General features: G+C 62.6%; 17 protein-coding genes and 1 riboswitch. Of the genes, 9 read left to right on the top strand and 8 right to left on the bottom strand.

Annotated features, from left to right (window positions below; genetic code table 11):
• Positions 1 to 3 precede the first annotated feature (3 nt).
• Positions 4 to 867: a phosphoserine phosphatase SerB gene (serB, locus tag DD235_RS03250; protein ID WP_109060583.1), complete on the top strand. Its 864-nt coding sequence runs from the start codon at positions 4 to 6 to the stop codon at positions 865 to 867.
• 182 nt (positions 868 to 1,049) lie between these two features.
• Positions 1,050 to 1,222, top strand: a riboswitch (yybP-ykoY riboswitch).
• A 10-nt stretch (positions 1,223 to 1,232) separates the two neighbouring features.
• Positions 1,233 to 1,802: a manganese efflux pump MntP gene (gene mntP, locus DD235_RS03245; RefSeq protein ID WP_204524181.1), complete on the top strand. Its 570-nt coding sequence runs from the start codon at positions 1,233 to 1,235 to the stop codon at positions 1,800 to 1,802.
• A gap of 65 nt (positions 1,803 to 1,867) precedes the next feature.
• Here the strand turns inward: mntP and DD235_RS03240 are convergent, their stop codons facing one another.
• A complete protein-coding gene (locus DD235_RS03240; protein WP_109060582.1) occupies positions 1,868 to 2,416 on the bottom strand; it encodes a hypothetical protein in 549 nt (182 codons plus the stop codon).
• 53 nt (positions 2,417 to 2,469) lie between these two features.
• On the opposite strand from DD235_RS03240, the gene DD235_RS03235 reads away from it, so the two are divergent.
• Positions 2,470 to 3,138, top strand: coding sequence for a DedA family protein (locus DD235_RS03235; protein ID WP_109060581.1), 669 nt, complete (start codon positions 2,470 to 2,472; stop codon positions 3,136 to 3,138).
• A 57-nt stretch (positions 3,139 to 3,195) separates the two neighbouring features.
• On the top strand, positions 3,196 to 4,302 hold the full coding sequence (locus DD235_RS03230) for a branched-chain amino acid aminotransferase (protein ID WP_109060580.1): 1,107 nt from the start codon (positions 3,196 to 3,198) through the stop codon (positions 4,300 to 4,302).
• Between the two features lie 123 nt (positions 4,303 to 4,425).
• Here DD235_RS03230 and DD235_RS03225 read toward each other — a convergent pair whose 3' ends face one another.
• Positions 4,426 to 5,715 carry a TIGR03862 family flavoprotein gene (locus tag DD235_RS03225; RefSeq protein ID WP_275667540.1) on the bottom strand — a complete coding sequence of 430 codons (1,290 nt, stop codon included), beginning with the start codon at positions 5,713 to 5,715 and terminating at the stop codon, positions 4,426 to 4,428.
• Between the two features lie 84 nt (positions 5,716 to 5,799).
• On the opposite strand from DD235_RS03225, the gene DD235_RS03220 reads away from it, so the two are divergent.
• Together DD235_RS03220 and DD235_RS03215 are read left to right on the top strand one after the other, a co-directional pair.
• Positions 5,800 to 6,009 (top strand): hypothetical protein, encoded by a 210-nt coding sequence (locus DD235_RS03220; RefSeq protein ID WP_146193404.1) that lies wholly within the window; start codon positions 5,800 to 5,802, stop codon positions 6,007 to 6,009.
• A gap of 80 nt (positions 6,010 to 6,089) precedes the next feature.
• Positions 6,090 to 8,507 carry a DUF3772 domain-containing protein gene (locus DD235_RS03215; RefSeq protein WP_109060577.1) on the top strand — a complete coding sequence of 806 codons (2,418 nt, stop codon included), beginning with the start codon at positions 6,090 to 6,092 and terminating at the stop codon, positions 8,505 to 8,507.
• On the opposite strand, the gene DD235_RS03210 is transcribed toward DD235_RS03215, so the two are convergent.
• Entirely contained in the window at positions 8,493 to 9,254 is a 762-nt protein-coding gene (locus tag DD235_RS03210) for a sulfite exporter TauE/SafE family protein (protein ID WP_275667539.1), read from the bottom strand. The genes DD235_RS03215 and DD235_RS03210 overlap by 15 nt on opposite strands.
• A gap of 73 nt (positions 9,255 to 9,327) precedes the next feature.
• On the opposite strand from DD235_RS03210, the gene DD235_RS03205 reads away from it, so the two are divergent.
• Positions 9,328 to 9,870 (top strand): hypothetical protein, encoded by a 543-nt coding sequence (locus DD235_RS03205; protein WP_338028404.1) that lies wholly within the window; start codon positions 9,328 to 9,330, stop codon positions 9,868 to 9,870.
• Positions 9,871 to 9,909: 39 nt separating this feature from the next.
• Here DD235_RS03205 and pssA read toward each other — a convergent pair whose 3' ends face one another.
• Genes pssA through DD235_RS03180 form a run of 5 tightly spaced genes read right to left on the bottom strand, consistent with a single transcriptional unit; the run spans position 9,910 to position 16,571 of the window.
• On the bottom strand, positions 9,910 to 10,692 hold the full coding sequence (gene pssA, locus DD235_RS03200) for a CDP-diacylglycerol--serine O-phosphatidyltransferase (protein WP_109060576.1): 783 nt from the start codon (positions 10,690 to 10,692) through the stop codon (positions 9,910 to 9,912).
• A gap of 21 nt (positions 10,693 to 10,713) precedes the next feature.
• Complete coding sequence (gene serS, locus DD235_RS03195) at positions 10,714 to 12,054, bottom strand: serine--tRNA ligase (protein WP_109060575.1); 1,341 nt, start codon at positions 12,052 to 12,054, stop codon at positions 10,714 to 10,716.
• 36 nt (positions 12,055 to 12,090) lie between these two features.
• Positions 12,091 to 13,431, bottom strand: a complete 1,341-nt coding sequence (locus tag DD235_RS03190; RefSeq protein WP_109060574.1) for a replication-associated recombination protein A — start codon at positions 13,429 to 13,431, stop codon at positions 12,091 to 12,093.
• 6 nt (positions 13,432 to 13,437) lie between these two features.
• Positions 13,438 to 14,193, bottom strand: a complete 756-nt coding sequence (lolA, locus tag DD235_RS03185; protein ID WP_239990012.1) for an outer membrane lipoprotein periplasmic chaperone LolA — start codon at positions 14,191 to 14,193, stop codon at positions 13,438 to 13,440.
• Positions 14,190 to 16,571 (bottom strand): DNA translocase FtsK, encoded by a 2,382-nt coding sequence (locus DD235_RS03180; RefSeq protein ID WP_109060573.1) that lies wholly within the window; start codon positions 16,569 to 16,571, stop codon positions 14,190 to 14,192. Before DD235_RS03180 ends, lolA begins: the two co-directional genes overlap by 4 nt.
• 121 nt (positions 16,572 to 16,692) lie before the next feature.
• On the opposite strand from DD235_RS03180, the gene trxB reads away from it, so the two are divergent.
• Positions 16,693 to 17,649 carry a thioredoxin-disulfide reductase gene (gene trxB / locus DD235_RS03175; protein WP_109060572.1) on the top strand — a complete coding sequence of 319 codons (957 nt, stop codon included), beginning with the start codon at positions 16,693 to 16,695 and terminating at the stop codon, positions 17,647 to 17,649.
• On the top strand, positions 17,636 to 18,418 hold the full coding sequence (locus DD235_RS03170; RefSeq protein ID WP_109060571.1) for a Smr/MutS family protein: 783 nt from the start codon (positions 17,636 to 17,638) through the stop codon (positions 18,416 to 18,418). The genes trxB and DD235_RS03170 overlap by 14 nt, the downstream gene beginning before the upstream one ends.
• Positions 18,419 to 18,503 lie beyond the last annotated feature (85 nt).

Raw genomic sequence — 18,503 nt, 5'->3', positions numbered from 1 at the left:
GTCATGACCACTGCTCACCATCTCGTCATCCAGGCCCCCGGGCTCGATCACAATCTGGCCGAACACGCCGCCGCACTCGCCAGCGCACAGGGTGCGCAGCGCATCAATGCCACGGCGGTACGCCTGCTCGATGTCGAACATGATGCCGACACGCGCCAGCAGATCCGCGACTGGTGTGCCACGCGCAGCCTGGACTTTGCCTTCATCCCCGCAGGCCGCAGCCTGGCCAGCTGCCGCATCCTGGCCATGGACATGGACTCCACCCTGATCAACATCGAATGCATCGATGAGATCGCTGCCCTGTCGGGACGCGGCGATCAGGTCAAGGCCATTACCGAGGCTGCCATGCGCGGCGAGATCAAGGACTTTTCCGATAGCCTCACACGGCGCGTGGCGCTGCTCGAAGGCGTGCCTGCCAGCATCCTGGAGCGTGTCTACGTAGAACGCCTGCGCCTGAACGCCGGCGCGGAAAACCTGCTGGCAGGTGCGCGTGCGGCAGGCCTGAAGACCCTGCTGGTATCGGGCGGCTTCACGTTTTTCACCGAGCGCCTGCAGGAGCGCCTGGGGCTGGACGAAACCCATGCCAACACACTGGAAATCATCGATGGAAAACTGACCGGGCGCGTGCTGGGCGACATTCTCGACGGTGCCGCCAAGGCACGCCACCTGCTGGCACTGGCCACCCGACTGGGGGCCGAACGCCATCAGGTTATCGCCATGGGGGATGGTGCCAACGATCTGCTGATGATGGAGCAGGCCGCATTTTCGGTCGCCTGGCGCGCCAAGCCCGTTGTCAGGGCGCAAGCCGCCTATGCGCTGGATCACGCCGGCCTCGATGGCGTATTGAACTGGTTTGAAGGAAACTGAGGTAACACGAAAATACGCCGATCCAGACGCCATGCGGTCTGGCGGCGAGTAGAGCAAAAGCTATACGTGCAAATGAGACTCCAGCTCATTTGCTTTTAAGATCGGTCAATTTGATTTAAATCATGCCTATTTCCGCATAATTTGCAGGCTATTGCAAAAACAGCGGAAGGGCATGCTACACTTCAGCTGTCTTATGGGGAGTAGCCTGCTTTCAGCATTGAAAGCGCCCATGTCAACATACTTGATGCACCTCGATGCATCATGGCATGGGCAGCAGTCCGGCTTGGCGAGACCATCGGCGTACCGAGCTACCGGTCAGGGGCGCGGTGTGTCGTGGTATCCGCCCCAGACCAGGAAGCACCCTCATGATTACCTTACCCGTCACCCTGCTGGCCTTCGGCATGTCGATGGATGCCTTTGCGGCCGCCATCGGCAAAGGCACCGCACTGAACCGCCCCGGTCTGCGCGAAGCCATGCGCATCGGCCTGATTTTCGGTGTCATCGAATTCATTACCCCTTTGCTGGGCTGGCTGCTGGGCCAGACTGCAGCCCAATACGTCAGCCACTGGGATCACTGGATCGCCTTCGTGCTGCTGTGTTTCCTGGGTGGTCGCATGATCCTGTCGGGCGCACGCCCGGCCTCGGGCGAACCTGTGGTACTGCAACGCCATCCTTTCTGGGTATTGGCCGTAACCGGTATCGCCACCAGCATCGATGCCTTTGCCATCGGCGTGGGACTGGCTTTCCTGGATGTGCCGATCATTCCGGCTGCCATCGCAATTGGCATGGCCACGTTCATCATGACGACCCTGGGTGTGCTGCTGGGACGTGTACTCGGCAAGCTGGCCGGGAGACAGGCAGAAATCCTGGGCGGCGTGCTGCTCATCGTGATCGGCGCTGTGATCCTCAAGGAACACATGCTGCCTGCAGCGTAAGAAAGCCGTACAAGCCACGGCAGCCTGGCTAAATCGCATAAGCTGGCTGCCGGGCAGGCATCCCGTCAGGACACGACCCACAACGTACCGTAGTCCAGATGATGCATGCACTCGCGCATAACCAGCAGCGTCGCCGCGAATTGCCCATCCTCGGGCAACCCTCGACCGGCCGTGACACTGCCTTCGATGGCCGCAGCCAGATCGCCAAACCACAGTTCGATGCGCTCGCGCGGTATTGCCGCCGTCTGCTGATCCTCTGTCGACAGGCCAATCATTGCCAGCATCTGTGCGGTACAACTGCCGTGATACAGCAAGATGCCACCACCCGCCGGCTCGGCAGGCGTGGCCATGATGCTGTCCTCAACATCGGCAATGGCCTGCTCCATCCGCCCGGCATCCGGCCAGCCGCCTCGCCAGCGCCGGGCCAGTGCGTCGGCACCGGCCCCCGCCAGCACAAAGGTTTCCAAAGCAGCGCCTTTTCCTGTCACAATAATGCTTTGCTCGACACCGACATGCAACAGCGCATCCGCCTCATGGCCCTGCCCTTCGCCCAGCAAGCGACTCGCCTGCTCCAGTGCTGTCCTGTGATCCAGCGATAATTCGGAAAACTGCATCGCGTACGCTCCATTGGTATCCGATCCCCTCATTCTCCCACCTCCGCGCTTCCATGCAAATCGTTGATTTCTTCATGCAGTTGTTCGATTTCATTCTGCATATCGACGTCCACCTTCCCGAACTCATCGCATCCTATGGCAGTTGGATCTACGCGATCCTGTTCCTGATCATTTTCTGCGAGACCGGGCTGGTCGTCACGCCGCTGCTGCCGGGCGATTCCCTGCTGTTCGTCACGGGTGCACTGTCCGCCCTGCCGGACACGCCACTCAATGTCCACCTGATTGCCGCGCTGCTGCTGGTCGCAGCCATTGCCGGCGACGCCGTGAACTACACCATCGGCAAGCACTTCGGCCATATTCTTTTCAGCAACCCCGACTCTCGCATCTTCAAGCGCAAGCATCTGACGATGGCGCAGTTGTTCTACGAAAAGCACGGCAAAGCCACCATCATCATTGCCCGCTTCATGCCCATCGTGCGCACGTTCGCGCCATTTGTGGCCGGCATGGGCTCGATGCACTACCGCACATTCCTGCTCTACAACGTGATCGGCGCGTTGCTCTGGGTATTGCTGTTTGTCTATGCTGGCTACCTGTTCGGCAATCTGCCCATCGTGCAGAACAATCTCAGCCTGCTGATCGTCGCGATCATCATCCTGTCGGTCATGCCCGGCGTGGTCCAGTTCATCCGCGTGCGCCGGGCCCAGCGCCGACAGCGCACCTGAGCCTCCAGTTTGGAATACACTAAACGTTTACTCCCTATCTCCTGACGGAACCGCATCATGAGTACCGATACCGCCCAGCCGTCCCTGGCTTTCAGCATCAAGCGCACTGCGCACCCCCGCCCCGACGGCGAACGTGCGGATATCCTCGTCAACCCCGGTTTCGGCAAGTACTTCACCGACCACATGGCCGCCATCGACTGGAGCGCCGAACAAGGCTGGCACGATGCCCGCATCCAGCCCTACGGCCCGCTGCAACTCGATCCCGCCTCGTCGGTGCTTCATTACGGCCAGGAAATCTTCGAAGGACTGAAGGCCTATCGCCACGCAGACGGCTCGGTCTGGACTTTCCGTCCCGAAGCCAATGGTGCCCGCCTGCAGCGTTCGGCCCATCGCCTAGCCTTGCCCGAACTGCCTGTTGACCTGTTCGTGGAGTCGATCCGCCAACTGGTCCAGGCCGATCAAGCCTGGGTGCCCTCCGCGCCCGAGACCAGCCTGTACCTGCGTCCCTTCACCATCGCCAACGAAAGCTTTCTCGGCGTACGCGCTGCGCAGCGCGCGGCCTACTACGTCATCGCCAGTCCGGCAGGTGCCTACTTCGCCAAGGGTGTCGCACCCGTGTCGATCTGGCTGTCGAGCGACTATACACGCGCTGGCCGTGGTGGCACGGGTGCCGCCAAGTGCGGCGGCAACTATGCTGCCTCGCTGCTGCCCCAGCAAGAAGCCTATGCCAACGGCTGCTCGCAGGTTCTGTTCCTGGATGCGGTGGAAAACAAGTACCTGGAAGAACTGGGCGGCATGAACCTGTTCCTGGTGCGCAAGGATGGCACACTGCTCACGCCAGCCCTGTCGGGCAGCATCCTCGAAGGCGTGACCCGCGCCAGCATCATCCAGCTGGCACGCGATCGCGGCCATGCCGTCGAAGAGCGTCGCATCAGCATCGACGACTGGCGTGAAGGCGTGGCATCCGGCGACATCGTTGAAGCCTTTGCCTGCGGCACCGCTGCAGTGGTCACGCCGATCGGCCAGCTCAAGGGACACGACTTCGCCGTGGGCGATCTTGATGCGCCTGCTGACAAGGTCACCCTGGCATTGCGCCAGGAACTGACCGATATCCAGCACGGGCGTGCGCCGGATCGCTACGGCTGGCTGACACGCCTGGCCTGATCAGAACCAAAGCCGACCATACACAAGGCCCTGGTTTCCGGATTGATATCCGGAAACCAGGGCCTTCGCTTAGATCATTCTGCATCTTCCAGATCCATGGCATCGATCTGGGCGAACACCGCATCAGCAGGAATCGGTTTTTCCTTCCTCGATCTCACGACGCTCATCCGCCATGAGCTGCAGCCAGGCCCGCACACCTGCTGCCGCCACCTTGCCGCTGGCCATGCAGGCGGTCAGCAGATAGCCTCCGGTCGGCGCATCCCAGTCCAGCATTTCGCCGGCACAGAACACACCCGGCAAGGCATGCAGCATGCCACCTGCATCCACCGCCGAAAAACGTACCCCGCCGGCAGAACTGATGGCTTCCGCCAGGGGACGCATCGAGACGATCTGCAGCGGCAAGGCCTTGATGCCTGCCGCCAGTCGCGCCGGATCGGCATACACCTCGGCACTGAGGCGCTCGCGCAGCAACGCCATCCTGGCTCCCTTGAGACCCAGCCGGCTCTGCAGGTGCGATGACCAAGAACGTGCGCCACGCGGCCGTGCCACCTCTGCTGCCACCCAGGCGGCATCGCGTTGCGGCAGCAGGTCCAGCCAGATCCGGGCGCGACCATTCTGCTGCAGGGCCTCACGGATACTGACTGAATGGGCATAGATCAGCCCGCCCTCCAGACCATGACGTGTCACCATGCACTCTCCCCGCCGCCAGGCAGGGGCCAGGGCAGGATCCTGCACCGACAGCGCAATACCCTTGAGCGGCTGGCCGGCATGCAATTGCCTGAAATGATCACTCCAGTCCAGATTGACGCCGGCATTGGATGCCAGCAATGGCGAAATCTCGACACCTTTTTCCTGCAACAGGGGCACCCATGCAGCATCAGAGCCCATGCGCGGCCAACTGCCGCCGCCCAGCGCCAGAACCACGGCGCGGGGCTGCACGCTGCGCGGTCCGTCTGGCGTATCGAATTGCAATGCACCGGTCTCGTCCCAGCCCAGCCAGCGATGCCGCCTGTGCAGCACGACACCGGCCTCGGCCAGCCTGGCCAGCCATTGGCGCAGCAAGGGTGCAGCCTTCATGCCGACCGGAAACACCCGGCCCGATGAGCCTACGAAAGTCTCGATCCCCAGCCCATGCGCCCAACTGCGCAAGGCTTCGGCATCGAAGACATCGAGCCAGGCCGACACTTGCGTCGAAGGTTCGTAGCGTTGTTCGAACCTGGCCCTGGGCTCGGTATGGGTCAGGTTGAGTCCACCACGCCCGGCCAGCAACAGCTTGCGGGCGGGCGAAGGCATGGCATCAAATATTTCCACGGCAAACCCGGCAGCCGCAAGATCACCTGCCGCCATCAATCCTGCCGGACCGGCCCCCACGACCACGACCGTCGGTCGGCCGCTTCCAATATCTTCTGACAACTCGGTACCCCCGCAAACCCCAAGCGTATAATCATAACCTTGCCCAGGCCACGCCGGCCCGGGCAGCACATGCAAGGAGAGGCCATGAGACACCTGATGCACTACATGCGCCAGTTGAACCAGCGCCGCATGTATACGTTCCACCTGATGCCATCGCGCCCAAGCCAGCCCCTCGATGCCTCACTGGATCTGTTACTGCATGATCGCGGCGTGTTCCGCGAGGACCGAGCCCGGTCACTGCGCGAGATGTTCGCCGAGATCGAGTACGAAGACAACGACGACGATCCACGCTAGGACGCATCAACCGTCCGACAGGAGTCTCGTGCTCAAGGCTCCCTGAATCCGATATCCGCCTCTCTGCCCTTTTTGCCACCATGCCCGTTTCTTTTTTGATTGCGGACACATCGGCACTGCGCACTGCGCACCGCGCCCTGTCTTGCCTGATCGTCACATTCCTGCTCTGTCTGTTACCCCGGTTCGCGCTGGCCCAGGATATGGATGCCGCGATAGGCTACGACAGTCTGAGGCAACAGTTCGCCGAATTACCCGCAGATATCGACGCCAGCCTGCCCGACAATGATCTGCTGGCGCTGCGTGATCGCGCCCTGGCCATCCGGACAGAGGCCGTTGCCTTGAGCGAAAGCCTGCCTGGCCGGATCGATGGCCTGCAGACCCGCCTGACCGGTCTGGGCGAAGCGGGAGCCGAAGAGCCCGCAGACCTCGCGGCTCAGAGAACCCAGTTGCAGACCCAGCGAGCAGCCCTGCAAACACAGGCCAGCCTGGTCAATGTACTCATACTGGACACAGATCAGGTATTGGAAAAAATCGCCAGCATCCGTCGTGAGCGCTTCCATGCCCAGTTGGGCCAGCGCACGCCATCGATTGTCTCCGGCACCCTGTGGCATGACCTGCTGCAGGAAAAGCGCCCCGATCTGCGCCGCACCCAGGCCATCCTTGCCGACATCGGCACCAGCATCAAGGCGACACCGATCTGGATCTGGGCGGTCATCCTGCTGTGGATCGGAGCCATCCTCGTCCTGCAAACCCGGCTGCGCAAGCGACTGGACCGTCTCTCGGCCACGCGTCTGCCCACACGTCGGCTGCGGCGCGCTGCCCACGCCTGGATGCTGACCGGCCTGGCAACGCTGGCCCCTGTGCTGGTACTGGAAGGTCTGAACCTGGGCGTCAGCTGGTACGACCCTTTCTCGCTGCCAGTGCGTGATGCCATCCAAGGTTTCATCGGCATTGTCGGCTTTGGCGGATTTGCAGCCGGCCTCGGTATTGCACTGCTGTCGGCCAGCAAACCGGCCTGGCGTCTTCCGCCCCTGCATGATGCCACCGCCATCGCACTGCGTCCCCTGCCCCTGATCGGTGCCTTGCTGATCGTGCTGAGCTGGTTGATCGAGCAATCTGCCCAGTGGCTGGGCCTGGGCCTGACACTGACCGTCTGGCTCAATTCGATCCTGTCGCTGGCCACCGCACTTTCCGCCATCTACGCATTGCTGCGGCTGCGCAAGCTGCGCCATCAGGGCATCCAGCCCTTTCAGGACGATACCGACAATACCTGGCTGGCCCGTGTCCTCTTTCGCTGGCAGCATGCCCTGGCAGCGCTGACCTGGGCGGCGCTCATCATCAGTGTGGCGCTGCTGCTGATCGGCTACGTGGCACTCGGCAGTTTCATTCTCCGGCAGATGATCTGGGTCGTGGTCATCCTGAGCGCGGCCTACCTGTTATCGGTCACGATCAACGACAGCACGGCCCTGCTCTCGGAACGAGCCGCTCACGCCGCACAGGACGATGGCGACATCCAGGCGACCAGACCTGCCGGCAGCAAGCAGTTCATCGTCCTCTGCTCGGGCATCCTGCAGCTGGGCATTTTCATCCTGACAGTCATGCTGTTGCTGGCCCCCTATGGACAGGGGCCGCTCGACCTGATGCGCTATTTCAGCCAGTTGCGTGGCAGTTTCCAGCTCGGCACCATCGATATCCGCCCCAGCCTGCTGCTGCAGGGTGCCCTGGTGCTGCTGCTGGGCATCGCCGCCGTCAAGGCCGTACAGCGCTGGCTAGCAGAACGTCTCTTGCCGGCCACCCGCATGGATCGCGGGCTACAGGTCTCCATCACTACCCTGGCAGGCTACATGGGGTATATCATCGCCCTCTCGGTAGCCCTGAGCAGTATCGGCATCAGCTTCGAGCGGGTCACCTGGATCGCCAGTGCGCTGTCGGTCGGGATCGGTTTCGGCCTGCAGGCCATCGTGCAGAATTTCGTATCCGGCCTGATCATGCTGGCCGAGCGTCCGGTCAAGGTCGGCGACTGGGTTTCCCTCAACGGCATCGAAGGCGACATCAAGCGCATCAACGTGCGAGCGACTGAGATCCAGATGGGTGATCGATCAACCGTCATCATGCCGAATTCGGAATTCATCACCAAGGCCGTGCGCAACGTCACCCACGAGCATGCCATGGGCCGGGTTCAATTCACCCTGCCGCTGCCGCTGAGTGTCTCCCCGGCCACCGTGCGTACGGTGCTGCTGGAGGCATTCTCCCAGCACCCCGCTATCCTGCCGGCCCCGGCACCTGCCGTCACACTGGAAGACATCAACAGCAGCGGCAACCTGGTCTTCAAGGCAACCGGCTACGTCAATTCGCCACGCACAGCCTCGGGAGCACGCAGCGCAATTCTGTTCGATGTATTCGAACGCCTGGCAGCAGCCGGTATTCCGCTCAGCAGCCCGGCCTCCATCGTGGTCAGCCAGGCCCAGCCACCAGAGCCGACATCACACCACGAATAACAGACCCACCGTAGCGAACAGCATGACGGCAAAGAGACGGCGCAACATGATTTCGGGTAGCCGGTAGGCCAGCTTGACCCCCTGCGGCACGAACAGCAAGCTGCCCATGGCCAGTGGCACGCCCACCGACCAGTCGGCCTGCCCTGCCCAGGCATAGGTACCAAGCGCGATGGCGGTGCCAGGGATGATCATGCTCAGGGCAAATCCCTGCGCCGCGCGCTGCGAGAGACCATAGATCGACGTCATCAGCGGCACGGCCAACACACCACCGCCAACACCGAAGAATCCACCCAGCACCCCGGCGAACACACCCAGCACCGCCGCCTGCCGCGGGCCGAGGTGGCGGCCAGGCCGATCAGGCACGGCTGCCTGTGCCAGCGCCGGGCGGCATGTCTGCCAGACGTAGAACACCCCGATGATCGCCAGGAATACCGCAAAACCGCGCCGCAGCGTCACAGGGTCAAGACCCAGCGCCAGGTGGGCACCACCCCACGAGGCCATGATGCAGGTCACGGCACCCGCCATGGCCGCACGAAAATCGATACGCGCATGCTGGTTGTACTTGCGCACGGTCAGGATGATGGCGGGCAACACCATGATGATGGCAGTGCCCTGCGCCAGTTGCTGGTCCATGCCCAGGATCAGACTCAGCGCAGGAATGGCGATCAGGCCACCACCGATTCCCAGCATGCCGCCGGTAAACCCGATCAGCGCGCCAGCCGCCAGACACGCTACAAATACCCACACCACGCTCACCTGCCACTCCCATCCATGTAAATTGGCCTAGAATGGTACGCTGGTCCCTCACAAATACCAAATCATGCCTATTCAGACCCGCCGCCTGGATGCAACCACTCTGCGTGCCGCCCGTACCGCAGGCATGATCAGCACCCTGCTGGTGCTCACAGCCTGCGCCAGCCCTGCCGACATTGCAGTCGGCACCGCCCAGGCCGACGTCTATGCGCGCTTTGGCCTGCCGACACACACCTGCCCCCTGCCCGATGGTGGCCAACGCCAGATATGGTCCCAGCAGCCCAACGGACAATATGCCTGGGCGCTTGAAACCAACGCCAGCGGCACCGTACAGAGCAACGAGCCTGTGTTGACGGATGCCTCGTTTCAACGGCTGGCAAAAGGCCGCTGGGCACCTGAACAGGTTGTCTGCGCCTTCGGCCCCCCCGCCGAAATCAGCGAAGTCGGCCTGCCCAGCGTCAGGCAGACTGTATGGTCGTACCGCTACCGTCAGGACCATGTCTGGAATTCGCTGATGTATGTGTATTTCGGCAACGGCGATACCGTCACCCGGTTCCATCCTGGCCCCGACCCACGCTATGAAGTCAAGGATGGCAGTTGGCTGCGCTGATGCCATAAAAAAAGGAGCCCATCACAGGCTCCCGGTCGATCATTCCGAATCTGTCGGCGGCGCGACTCGGCGCTCGTGCTGCAACTGGCGAGCCCGCTGCCAGCGCCATGCCAGCAGAAACCAGCCGGAAATACCGTACACCACGAACAGGCCAAACAGCACGACCGGCGGATCGCTGGAAATGAAGACGAACACTACCACCACGATCAACAAGGCCCAGAACGGCACGCTGCGCCCCAGCGCAAAGCTCTTGCCGCTGTAGAACGGTGCATTCGAGACCATGACCGTGCCGGCATAGATGGTCAGGCCAAAGGCAATCCAGACCAGCAGGTCGCTCTGCACAGGGAATTTGTTGTCTACCGACAGCCAGACAAAACCCGCCACCAGTGCCGCCGCAGCAGGACTGGGCAACCCCTGGAAGAAACGTTTGTCGACAATCGCAATGTTGGTGTTGAAACGCGCCAGCCGCAGTGCCGCGCCCGCCACATAAATGAAGGCCGCCAGCCAGCCCCAACGCCCGAGATCCTTGAGCGCCCATTCATACATCACCAGCGCCGGTGCCACACCGAACGAGATCATGTCGGACAGCGAATCGTACTGTTCGCCAAACGCCGACTGGGTGTTGGTCAGGCGCGCCACGCGGCCATCCATGCCGTCGAGCACCATGGCCACGAAAATGGCAATGGCAGCGGCCTCGAACTGATCGTTCATGGCCTGGACCACCGCATAGAATCCTGCGAACAGGGCCGCAGTCGTAAAGGCATTGGGCAGGAGATAGATACCGCGCCTGCGCAACTCTGGATCAGGCTTGAAGGGTGCCATGGTGAGCCTTGTCAAAAATAATCAGTCGGCCTGCGCACGCAGGACTTCAAGACCGCCCAGGTACGGACGCAGCGCTGCCGGGATCGCAATGCTGCCATCTTCGCGCTGACCGTTTTCCAGCACGGCGACCAGTGCCCGGCCCACGGCCAGACCGGAACCATTGAGCGTGTGCACCAGGGCCGGCTTGCCCTGCGCGGGACGATAGCGAGCCTGCAGACGGCGGGCCTGGAAAGCCTCGCAATTGGACACCGACGAAATCTCGCGCCAGGTATTCTGAGCCGGCAGCCAGACTTCCAGGTCATAGGTCCGCGCTGCGCTGAAGCCCATGTCGCCGGTGCACAGCTGGACCACGCGGTACGGCAGTTCCAGCCGCTGCAGCACGGTTTCGGCATGGCGCACCATCTCTTCGAGCGCTTCGTGGGAATGCTCCGGATGCACGATCTGTACCATCTCGACCTTGTCGAACTGGTGCTGGCGAATCATGCCGCGCGTATCGCGGCCACCGCTGCCGGCCTCGGAGCGGAAGCACGGCGTATGCGCCGTCAGGCGGATCGGCAGGTCGGTTTCGGCAACGATCTCGTCGCGCACGGTGTTGGTCAGCGAAATCTCGGATGTCGAGATCAGGTACAGATCCTCGCGCGGCACGGGCTGGCCGTTCTCGTCCAGCGACTCGCCACCCTTGGTGACCCAGAACATGTCATCCTTGAACTTGGGCAACTGGCCAGTGCCATACAGCGTGGCCGTATTGACGATGTAGGGCGTGTAGCACTCGGTATAGCCATGCTCGGTCGTCTGCAGGTCCAGCATGAACTGTGCCAGGGCACGGTGCAGCCGTGCAATCGGCCCACGCATGAAGGCAAAGCGCGACCCGGACAGCTTGACGGCGGTTTCGAACTCCAGGCCCAGCGGCTCGCCCAGCGCCACGTGATCCCGCGCACCGACGGCACCGGCCTGCAGGCTGGCTTCGGTCACGCCTTCGGGCAACCAGCGGCGCACTTCGATATTGGCGCTTTCATCCGGGCCAACCGGAACGGCGTCGTTGGGCAGGTTGGGCACCGACAGCAGCATGCCGTTCAATTCTTCCTGAAGGGTACCGAGTTTTTCCTCGAGCTGCTTGAGCTGGGCAGGAATTGCCTGCGACTCGGCCAGTACGGCACTGGCATCCTCACCCTTGGACTTGAGCTGGCCGATCTGCTTGGCCAGAGCATTGCGCCGTGCCTGCAAGTTTTCGGTCTCGACCTGCACCGATTTGCGCTCGGACTCCAGGCTGTTGAAGCGTGCTTCGTCGAAGGCGAAGTTGCGGCTCTTGAGTTTCTGGACGACAGTCGCGAGGTCTTTGCGCAGCAGTGCGGGGTCTAGCATGGTGTCTGGAGTGCCTTGAAAATGTGATTCGGGAGTTCAGCCCTTCTCCGGCTTGGGCTTCGACTGGCGCGCCTGCGCATCGAGCTGCCGGAGAAAAGCGAGCTTGTCGCTGATTTTAGCCTCTAGCCCGCGATCTGTCGGCTGGTAGAAACGGGCTTTCAGGCCATCGGGAAAATACTGTTCTGCCGCCGCATAGCCGTGCGGCTCGTCATGGGCATAGCGGTAGGCCTTGCCATGACCCAGCGCCTTCATCAACTTGGTAGGCGCATTGCGCAGGTGAATGGGAACCGGCGCGCTGCCATGCTCGGCGGCATACTTGCGCGCCGCCTTGTAGGCATTGTAGACCGCGTTGGACTTGGCCGCGCAGGCCAGGTAGACCACCGCCTGCGCCAGTGCCAGCTCGCCCTCCGGCGAACCCAGGCGCTCGTAGAGATCAGCACCATTGAGCGCCAGCTCGGTCGCACGGGGATCGGCCAGCCCGATATCCTCGACCGCCATGCGCACGATACGCCGTGACAGGTAGCGCGGATCGGCTCCGCCATCGAGCATACGCGCGAACCAGTAGAGCGCGGCATCGGGATCGGAACCGCGCACGGCCTTGTGCAATGCGCTGATCTGGTCGTAGAAGGCATCGCCGCCCTTGTCGAAGCGGCGTAGGTTCTGCGATAGCGCCACTTCAAGCCAGGCGCTGTCTACCGTGTCTCGCCCGGCCGCCTGGGCCGCCTCGGCCACCACCTCGACGGCATTGATCACACGCCGGGCATCGCCATCGGCCCAGGCCGCCAGTTGCACCCGTGCCTCGGCAGCAAAGTCGATGCCAGATAACTGCGCCACCGCTCGATCCACCAGTTCCTGCAGTTCTTCGGCGCTGAGTGGTTCGAGCACGTAGACACGGGCACGCGACAGCAATGCGGAATTGACCTCGAAAGACGGATTTTCGGTCGTGGCACCAATAAAGGTGAACAGGCCGCTTTCGACATAAGGCAGGAAGGCATCCTGCTGTGCCTTGTTGAAGCGATGCACCTCATCCACGAACAGGATGGTGCGCAACCCCTGCCCCTGCGCGATCTGTGCCGTCTGCACCGCATCGCGAATATCCTTGACGCCACCCAGCACCGCCGAGATGGCAATGAAGCGAGCCTCGAAGGCATCGGCCATCAGTCGCGCCAGCGTGGTCTTGCCCACGCCCGGTGGCCCCCAGAAAATCATGGAATGCGGGCGTCCCGATTCGAACGCCACGCGCAGTGGCTTGGCCGGCCCGACCAGATGCTTTTGCCCGACCACATCATCGAGCGTGCGCGGCCGCAGGCGCTCGGCCAGCGGCACATGGGCGGGATCGACCGATCCCTTGAAAAGGTCTTGCGAGTCGGCCGCCATGCTGCCCTACATGCGAACCACGTCCACGCCATCCGGCGCGGAGAAATGGAACTCTTCGATAGACAAGGCGGGATTGACCTGGATATTGCTCAGGCGGATGCGGGTTTTCTGTCCAAAGGCATCCAGCAGCTCCAACACCTCGGGCAACGATTCGCCAAAGCCGATATCCACATGGCTGAAACCGGCATCGGTCTGGCGCGGTGTAGCGCGCAGCCATACCAAGCCATCGCGGGCCGGTTGAGACTCCAGCGTGAAATTCTCTTCCAGCGAAGTCGAGCCGAACAGCAAGGCTGCCGGCGAAGCGCCCAGCGCCTGGCTCATCGGCCGAATGCTGACCTGCAACAGGTCGGGATCGTACTGATAGAGTTGCTGGCCATCGGCCAGAATCAACTGCTCGAAAGGCTGATCCACCGCCCAGCGAAACTTGCCGGGGCGCTCGAACGAAAAACGCCCGGTCTGCATGGCCGACAGCGACTGCCCATGGGGATCGCGGCTTTCCTGGCTGAACTGGCCGGTCGCGGTCTTGACTGTGGAAGTGAAGCGCTGCAACAGGGCGCGGGCATCACCGCCCTGCTGGCGCTGCGTCTGCGCAACCTGCCCACTCCCGGCCACGACTTCCGTGACCTGCAACTCGCCGGCCGGTGCCCCCTGGGCCTGCGCGTGCGCCATGCCAGCAGCCAGCACCACGGCACCGCAGGCCTGTACCAGCCTGACCGCAGTCGGGTTCAGAACAGCATGGGCCATCAATACGCGTATTTTCATTCCTGCTCCTCGTGCATGGGTGCCAGGATTTCCCGGTTGCCATTGGACTGCATGGGCGATACGACCCCGGATTGTTCCATTTGTTCCAGCAGGCGGGCGGCCCGGTTGTAACCGATGCGCAGATGACGCTGCACCAGCGAAATCGAGGCACGTTTCTGCTTGAGCACGATGGCCACGGCCTGATCGTAGAGCGGATCGGCCTCGGCGTCGGCAAAGCCGGAAATCCCCACGCCGTCGCCAGTCTCCCCCTCACCACCGCCGTCAAGCAAGCCGTCTACGTAATTGGGCTCGCCCTGCGCCTTGAGATGCTCGACCACGCGATGCACCTCGTCATCGGAAACGAAAGCGCCGTGTACCCGGATCGGCAGCCCCGTACCCGAGGGCATATAGAGCATGTCACCCATGCCCAGCAGGCTCTCGGCTCCCATCTGGTCGAGAATGGTGCGCGAGTCGATCTTGGACGAAACCTGGAAGGCGATCCGGGTCGGAATATTGGCCTTGATCAGACCAGTAATCACATCGACGCTGGGCCGCTGGGTCGCCAGGATCAGGTGAATACCGGCCGCGCGGGCTTTCTGTGCAAGACGGGCGATCAGCTCTTCAATCTTTTTGCCCACCACCATCATCAGGTCGGCCAGTTCGTCGATGACCACTACCACCATGGGCAGCTCGTGCAGCGGCTCGGGCGCATCGGGAGTCAGCGAGAACGGATTGGGGATGGTTTCCGACTTTTTGGCGGCGTCGCGGATCTTGGCGTTGTAGCCCGCCACGTTGCGCACCCCCAGCTTGCTCATCAATTTGTAGCGCTTCTCCATCTCGGCCACGCACCAGTTGAGTGCGTTGGCCGCATGGCGCATATCGGTCACGACCGGTGCCAGCAGGTGCGGAATCCCCTCGTACACGCTCATTTCGAGCATCTTGGGGTCGATCAGGATCAGTCGCACCTGGGTGGCATCGGCTTTGTACAGCAGCGACAGAATCATGGCATTGATCCCGACCGACTTGCCCGAGCCGGTAGTACCGGCCACCAGCAGGTGCGGCATCTTGGCAAGGTCGGCCACCACCGGATTGCCGGCGATGTCCTTGCCCAGCGCCATGGTCAACACCGAAGCGGCACCATGATAGGTCTGCGAACCGATAATCTCGGTCAGGCGCACGGTCTGGCGACGCGGATTGGGCAGTTCCAGCCCCATCAGGTTCTTGCCGGGAATGGTTTCGACCACCCGGATATTGACCAGACTGAGCGCCCGCGCCAGATCCTTGGCCAGGTTGACGATCTGGCTGCCCTTGACGCCGGTCGCCGGCTCGATCTCGTAGCGGGTAATGACCGGTCCGGCCTGGGCCGCCACCACCGTAACCTGTACACCAAAGTCCGCCAGTTTTTTCTCGATCAGGCGGGAAGTGAATTCGATGGTTTCGGCCGACACCGTTTCCTGGCTGGCCTGGGCTTCATCGAGCAGCGACAGCGCCGGCAGATCGCCACTGCTCGGTTCGTTGAACAGCGCCTGCTGCTTTTCCAGCTCGATGCGCGGGGATTTCGGCACCTCTGTAATCGCGGGCTCGATCCGTATCGGCTGCTCGTGCACCATTTTTTCCTGCTTGGCCACGACCTGCTCGGTGCGCACTGCCTTGGCGACCTTGCCGACCTGCCGGTCCTGCCGCGCCACATACCATTGACGTGCCCGGCTGATCAGCCGCTCGACCAGGGAACCGACACGCTCGGCCACCATCAACCAGGAAAAATTGAAGAACAGGCTGAGGCCAATCGCCAACAGCACCAGCAGCACCAGCGTGCCACCCGTGAAGCCGAGCCCGGTTTCAATCCAGCTGGCCCAAGCCTGGCCGATCACGCCACCCGCCCCGCTGCCGCCCTCGCGTCCACCCGGCAGATGCAGGTCAGCCAGTCGCTGGTTGAGCCGCAACGCCTCTATGCCGACCGAACCTGCCAGCACCATCACGAAACCGACCGCCTGCTCCCAGCGCACGCGCGGCAGCACCTCGGGCTGGCCGGGTTCCTTCCACCAATGGCTGGCCAGCCGACGATAGCCGGCATAGACGCGATGCAGCAGCAGCACGACCCACCACCAGGCCGAGAGGCCGAACAGGTACAACAGGATATCGGAGAGCCAGGCACCGAATGCCCCGCCCCGGTTATGGATGGAAGCACTCTGCACCGAATGCGACCAGCCGGGATCGGCGGCATTCCAGGTGAACAGTACCAGCGCCAGCCAGCAGGCCAGCGCAGCAAACACGATCCAGCGGGCTTCGCGCAGCAGATTGGAAAGCTTGCTCTGCAAGGGCGAAGGTCCGTTGCGCGTATTGCGGGAAGCCCGGCTGGCGCGGGCTGGACGGGGAGATTCTGCGGTCGTTCGGGACATGGGACAATTATAAGCAATCCGGTGGCCGGCACACCGTCATGGCCATATCCGGTCACACTACTATAATGGCCCGCACCATCGGCCAGGCCGATTCCCCTCGTTTTTCCGGAAAGCACACTCTATGTCAGACGCTAAACACTTCAAGGTCCTGATCCTCGGATCGGGCCCTGCCGGCTACACCGCCGCCGTCTATGCCGCCCGCGCCAACCTGCAGCCCGGCCTGATCACCGGCATCGCCCAGGGCGGTCAACTGATGACCACCACCGAAGTGGACAACTGGCCCGCCGATCCCGGCGGCGTACAGGGCCCGGAACTGATGCAGCGCTTTCTGGAACACGCCGAACGCTTCAACACCCAGATCACCTTCGACCACATCCACACGGTCAGGCTGACACAGCGGCCCTTCGTGCTCGAAGGCGACAGCGGCACCTACACCTGCGATGCGCTCATCATCGCCACCGGAGCATCGGCCAAATACCTGGGCCTACCGTCCGAGACCGCCTTCATGGGCAAGGGCGTGTCGGCCTGCGCCACCTGCGATGGCTTCTTCTATCGCAACAAGGAAGCCATCGTGATCGGTGGCGGCAATACCGCCGTCGAGGAAGCGCTGTACCTGTCCAACATCTGCAGCACCGTCACCCTGGTCCATCGCCGCGACAGCTTCCGCGCCGAACCCATCCTGGTCGACAAACTGATGGACAAGGTCGAAAACGGCAACATGCGCCTCAAGACCTTCCGCGAACTCGATGAAGTGCTCGGCGACGACAGCGGCGTGACCGGCGTGCGGCTGCGTGATCCGCGCACCGGCGCAACCGAGGAGATCGGCACGGCCGGCGTCTTCATCGCCATCGGCCACCACCCCAACACCGACATTTTCCAGGGCCAGTTGGACATGCAGGACGGCTACATCGTCACGCGTGGTGGCCTCCAGGGACTGGCCACCATGACCTCGGTGCCCGGCGTATTCGCAGCCGGCGACGTACAGGATCAGATCTATCGCCAGGCGATCACCAGCGCCGGCACGGGCTGCATGGCCGCCCTGGACGCACAGCGGTGGCTGGAGAATGAGCAGAACTAAACCCCGCAACGGGCTGGCGGCACTGCGCGGCCTCGTGCCGGCGGTGTCGCAAGACGCCTCCAAGCGCACAGCCCCAGCCCGTACCGTCAGCACTACGACCAGCCAATCCGGTGGCCGTGCCTTGGAGGCCACGCTTGTGCCACACGACACGACCGAGACAGACCTGTTCCGCAAAGCGATCGGAGAAGTTACACCGGTACGCGCCGTTTCCCAGCGCCATGCATACGGGCAACAGCCCCGTCGCGCCCTCGATCCCGAGGCGCTGGAACGACGTCGCCAGGCAGCCGTCACGGCAGATGCCACACAGGCTGCAGCCGAGGCAGCACAGCAGGCCGCCCGCGCAGCCCTGAACCCACGCCTGGCCAGTGCCATGGCATCGATCAGCCTGGAAGAAATATCGTCAGAGCACCATCGCCACGGCGGCTATCTGCAACCGGGGGCCGATATCAGCATCCTGGCAAAACTGCACCAGGGACAATGGGGCGTGCAGGCACACGTAGACTTGCATGGTCAGACGCTGGCCGAGGCCGAACTGGCCGTGCACGATTTTCTTTCCAACTGCAGCCGCAACCGGCTCCGCTGCGTACTGATCGTGCACGGCAAAGGGCACGGTTCAAGCGGCAGCCAACCGGTATTGCGGGAACATGTGCGCCAGTGGCTGCGCTGGCACACCGATGTGCAGGCCTTTATCGAGCCAGGGGAAACCTATGGTGGCGCGGGTGCTGCGCTGGTATTGCTGCGCAAGGGACAGAAAGCGGTAGCTGAATAAAGCACCCCATCATGCTTGCTTGTATACGGGGCAACCTGCAGGTGTGAAAAAGCCCTGATTACCGGCAAGCCTTCACCGTCTCTGG

It is taken from the genome of Corticimicrobacter populi (assembly GCF_003123725.1).
Classification (GTDB): Bacteria; Pseudomonadota; Gammaproteobacteria; order Burkholderiales; family Burkholderiaceae_B; genus Corticimicrobacter; species Corticimicrobacter populi.
The sequence above is the reverse complement of the archived record's forward strand: the minus strand, read 5'-3'. Positions and strand labels throughout refer to the sequence as shown.

What these genes read in the sequence shown, in the direction of transcription:
- serB (WP_109060583.1), top strand. Translation starts at nt 4, where the DNA reads ATGACCACTGCTCACCATCTCGTCATCCAGGCCCCCGGGCTCGATCAC.
- mntP (WP_204524181.1), top strand. Translation starts at nt 1,233, where the DNA reads ATGATTACCTTACCCGTCACCCTGCTGGCCTTCGGCATGTCGATGGAT.
- DD235_RS03240 (WP_109060582.1), bottom strand. Translation starts at nt 2,416, where the DNA reads ATGCAGTTTTCCGAATTATCGCTGGATCACAGGACAGCACTGGAGCAG.
- DD235_RS03235 (WP_109060581.1), top strand. Translation starts at nt 2,470, where the DNA reads ATGCAAATCGTTGATTTCTTCATGCAGTTGTTCGATTTCATTCTGCAT.
- DD235_RS03230 (WP_109060580.1), top strand. Translation starts at nt 3,196, where the DNA reads ATGAGTACCGATACCGCCCAGCCGTCCCTGGCTTTCAGCATCAAGCGC.
- DD235_RS03220 (WP_146193404.1), top strand. Translation starts at nt 5,800, where the DNA reads ATGAGACACCTGATGCACTACATGCGCCAGTTGAACCAGCGCCGCATG.
- DD235_RS03215 (WP_109060577.1), top strand. Translation starts at nt 6,090, where the DNA reads ATGCCCGTTTCTTTTTTGATTGCGGACACATCGGCACTGCGCACTGCG.
- DD235_RS03205 (WP_338028404.1), top strand. Translation starts at nt 9,328, where the DNA reads ATGCCTATTCAGACCCGCCGCCTGGATGCAACCACTCTGCGTGCCGCC.
- pssA (WP_109060576.1), bottom strand. Translation starts at nt 10,692, where the DNA reads ATGGCACCCTTCAAGCCTGATCCAGAGTTGCGCAGGCGCGGTATCTAT.
- serS (WP_109060575.1), bottom strand. Translation starts at nt 12,054, where the DNA reads ATGCTAGACCCCGCACTGCTGCGCAAAGACCTCGCGACTGTCGTCCAG.
- DD235_RS03190 (WP_109060574.1), bottom strand. Translation starts at nt 13,431, where the DNA reads ATGGCGGCCGACTCGCAAGACCTTTTCAAGGGATCGGTCGATCCCGCC.
- lolA (WP_239990012.1), bottom strand. Translation starts at nt 14,193, where the DNA reads ATGAAAATACGCGTATTGATGGCCCATGCTGTTCTGAACCCGACTGCG.
- DD235_RS03180 (WP_109060573.1), bottom strand. Translation starts at nt 16,571, where the DNA reads ATGTCCCGAACGACCGCAGAATCTCCCCGTCCAGCCCGCGCCAGCCGG.
- trxB (WP_109060572.1), top strand. Translation starts at nt 16,693, where the DNA reads ATGTCAGACGCTAAACACTTCAAGGTCCTGATCCTCGGATCGGGCCCT.
- DD235_RS03170 (WP_109060571.1), top strand. Translation starts at nt 17,636, where the DNA reads ATGAGCAGAACTAAACCCCGCAACGGGCTGGCGGCACTGCGCGGCCTC.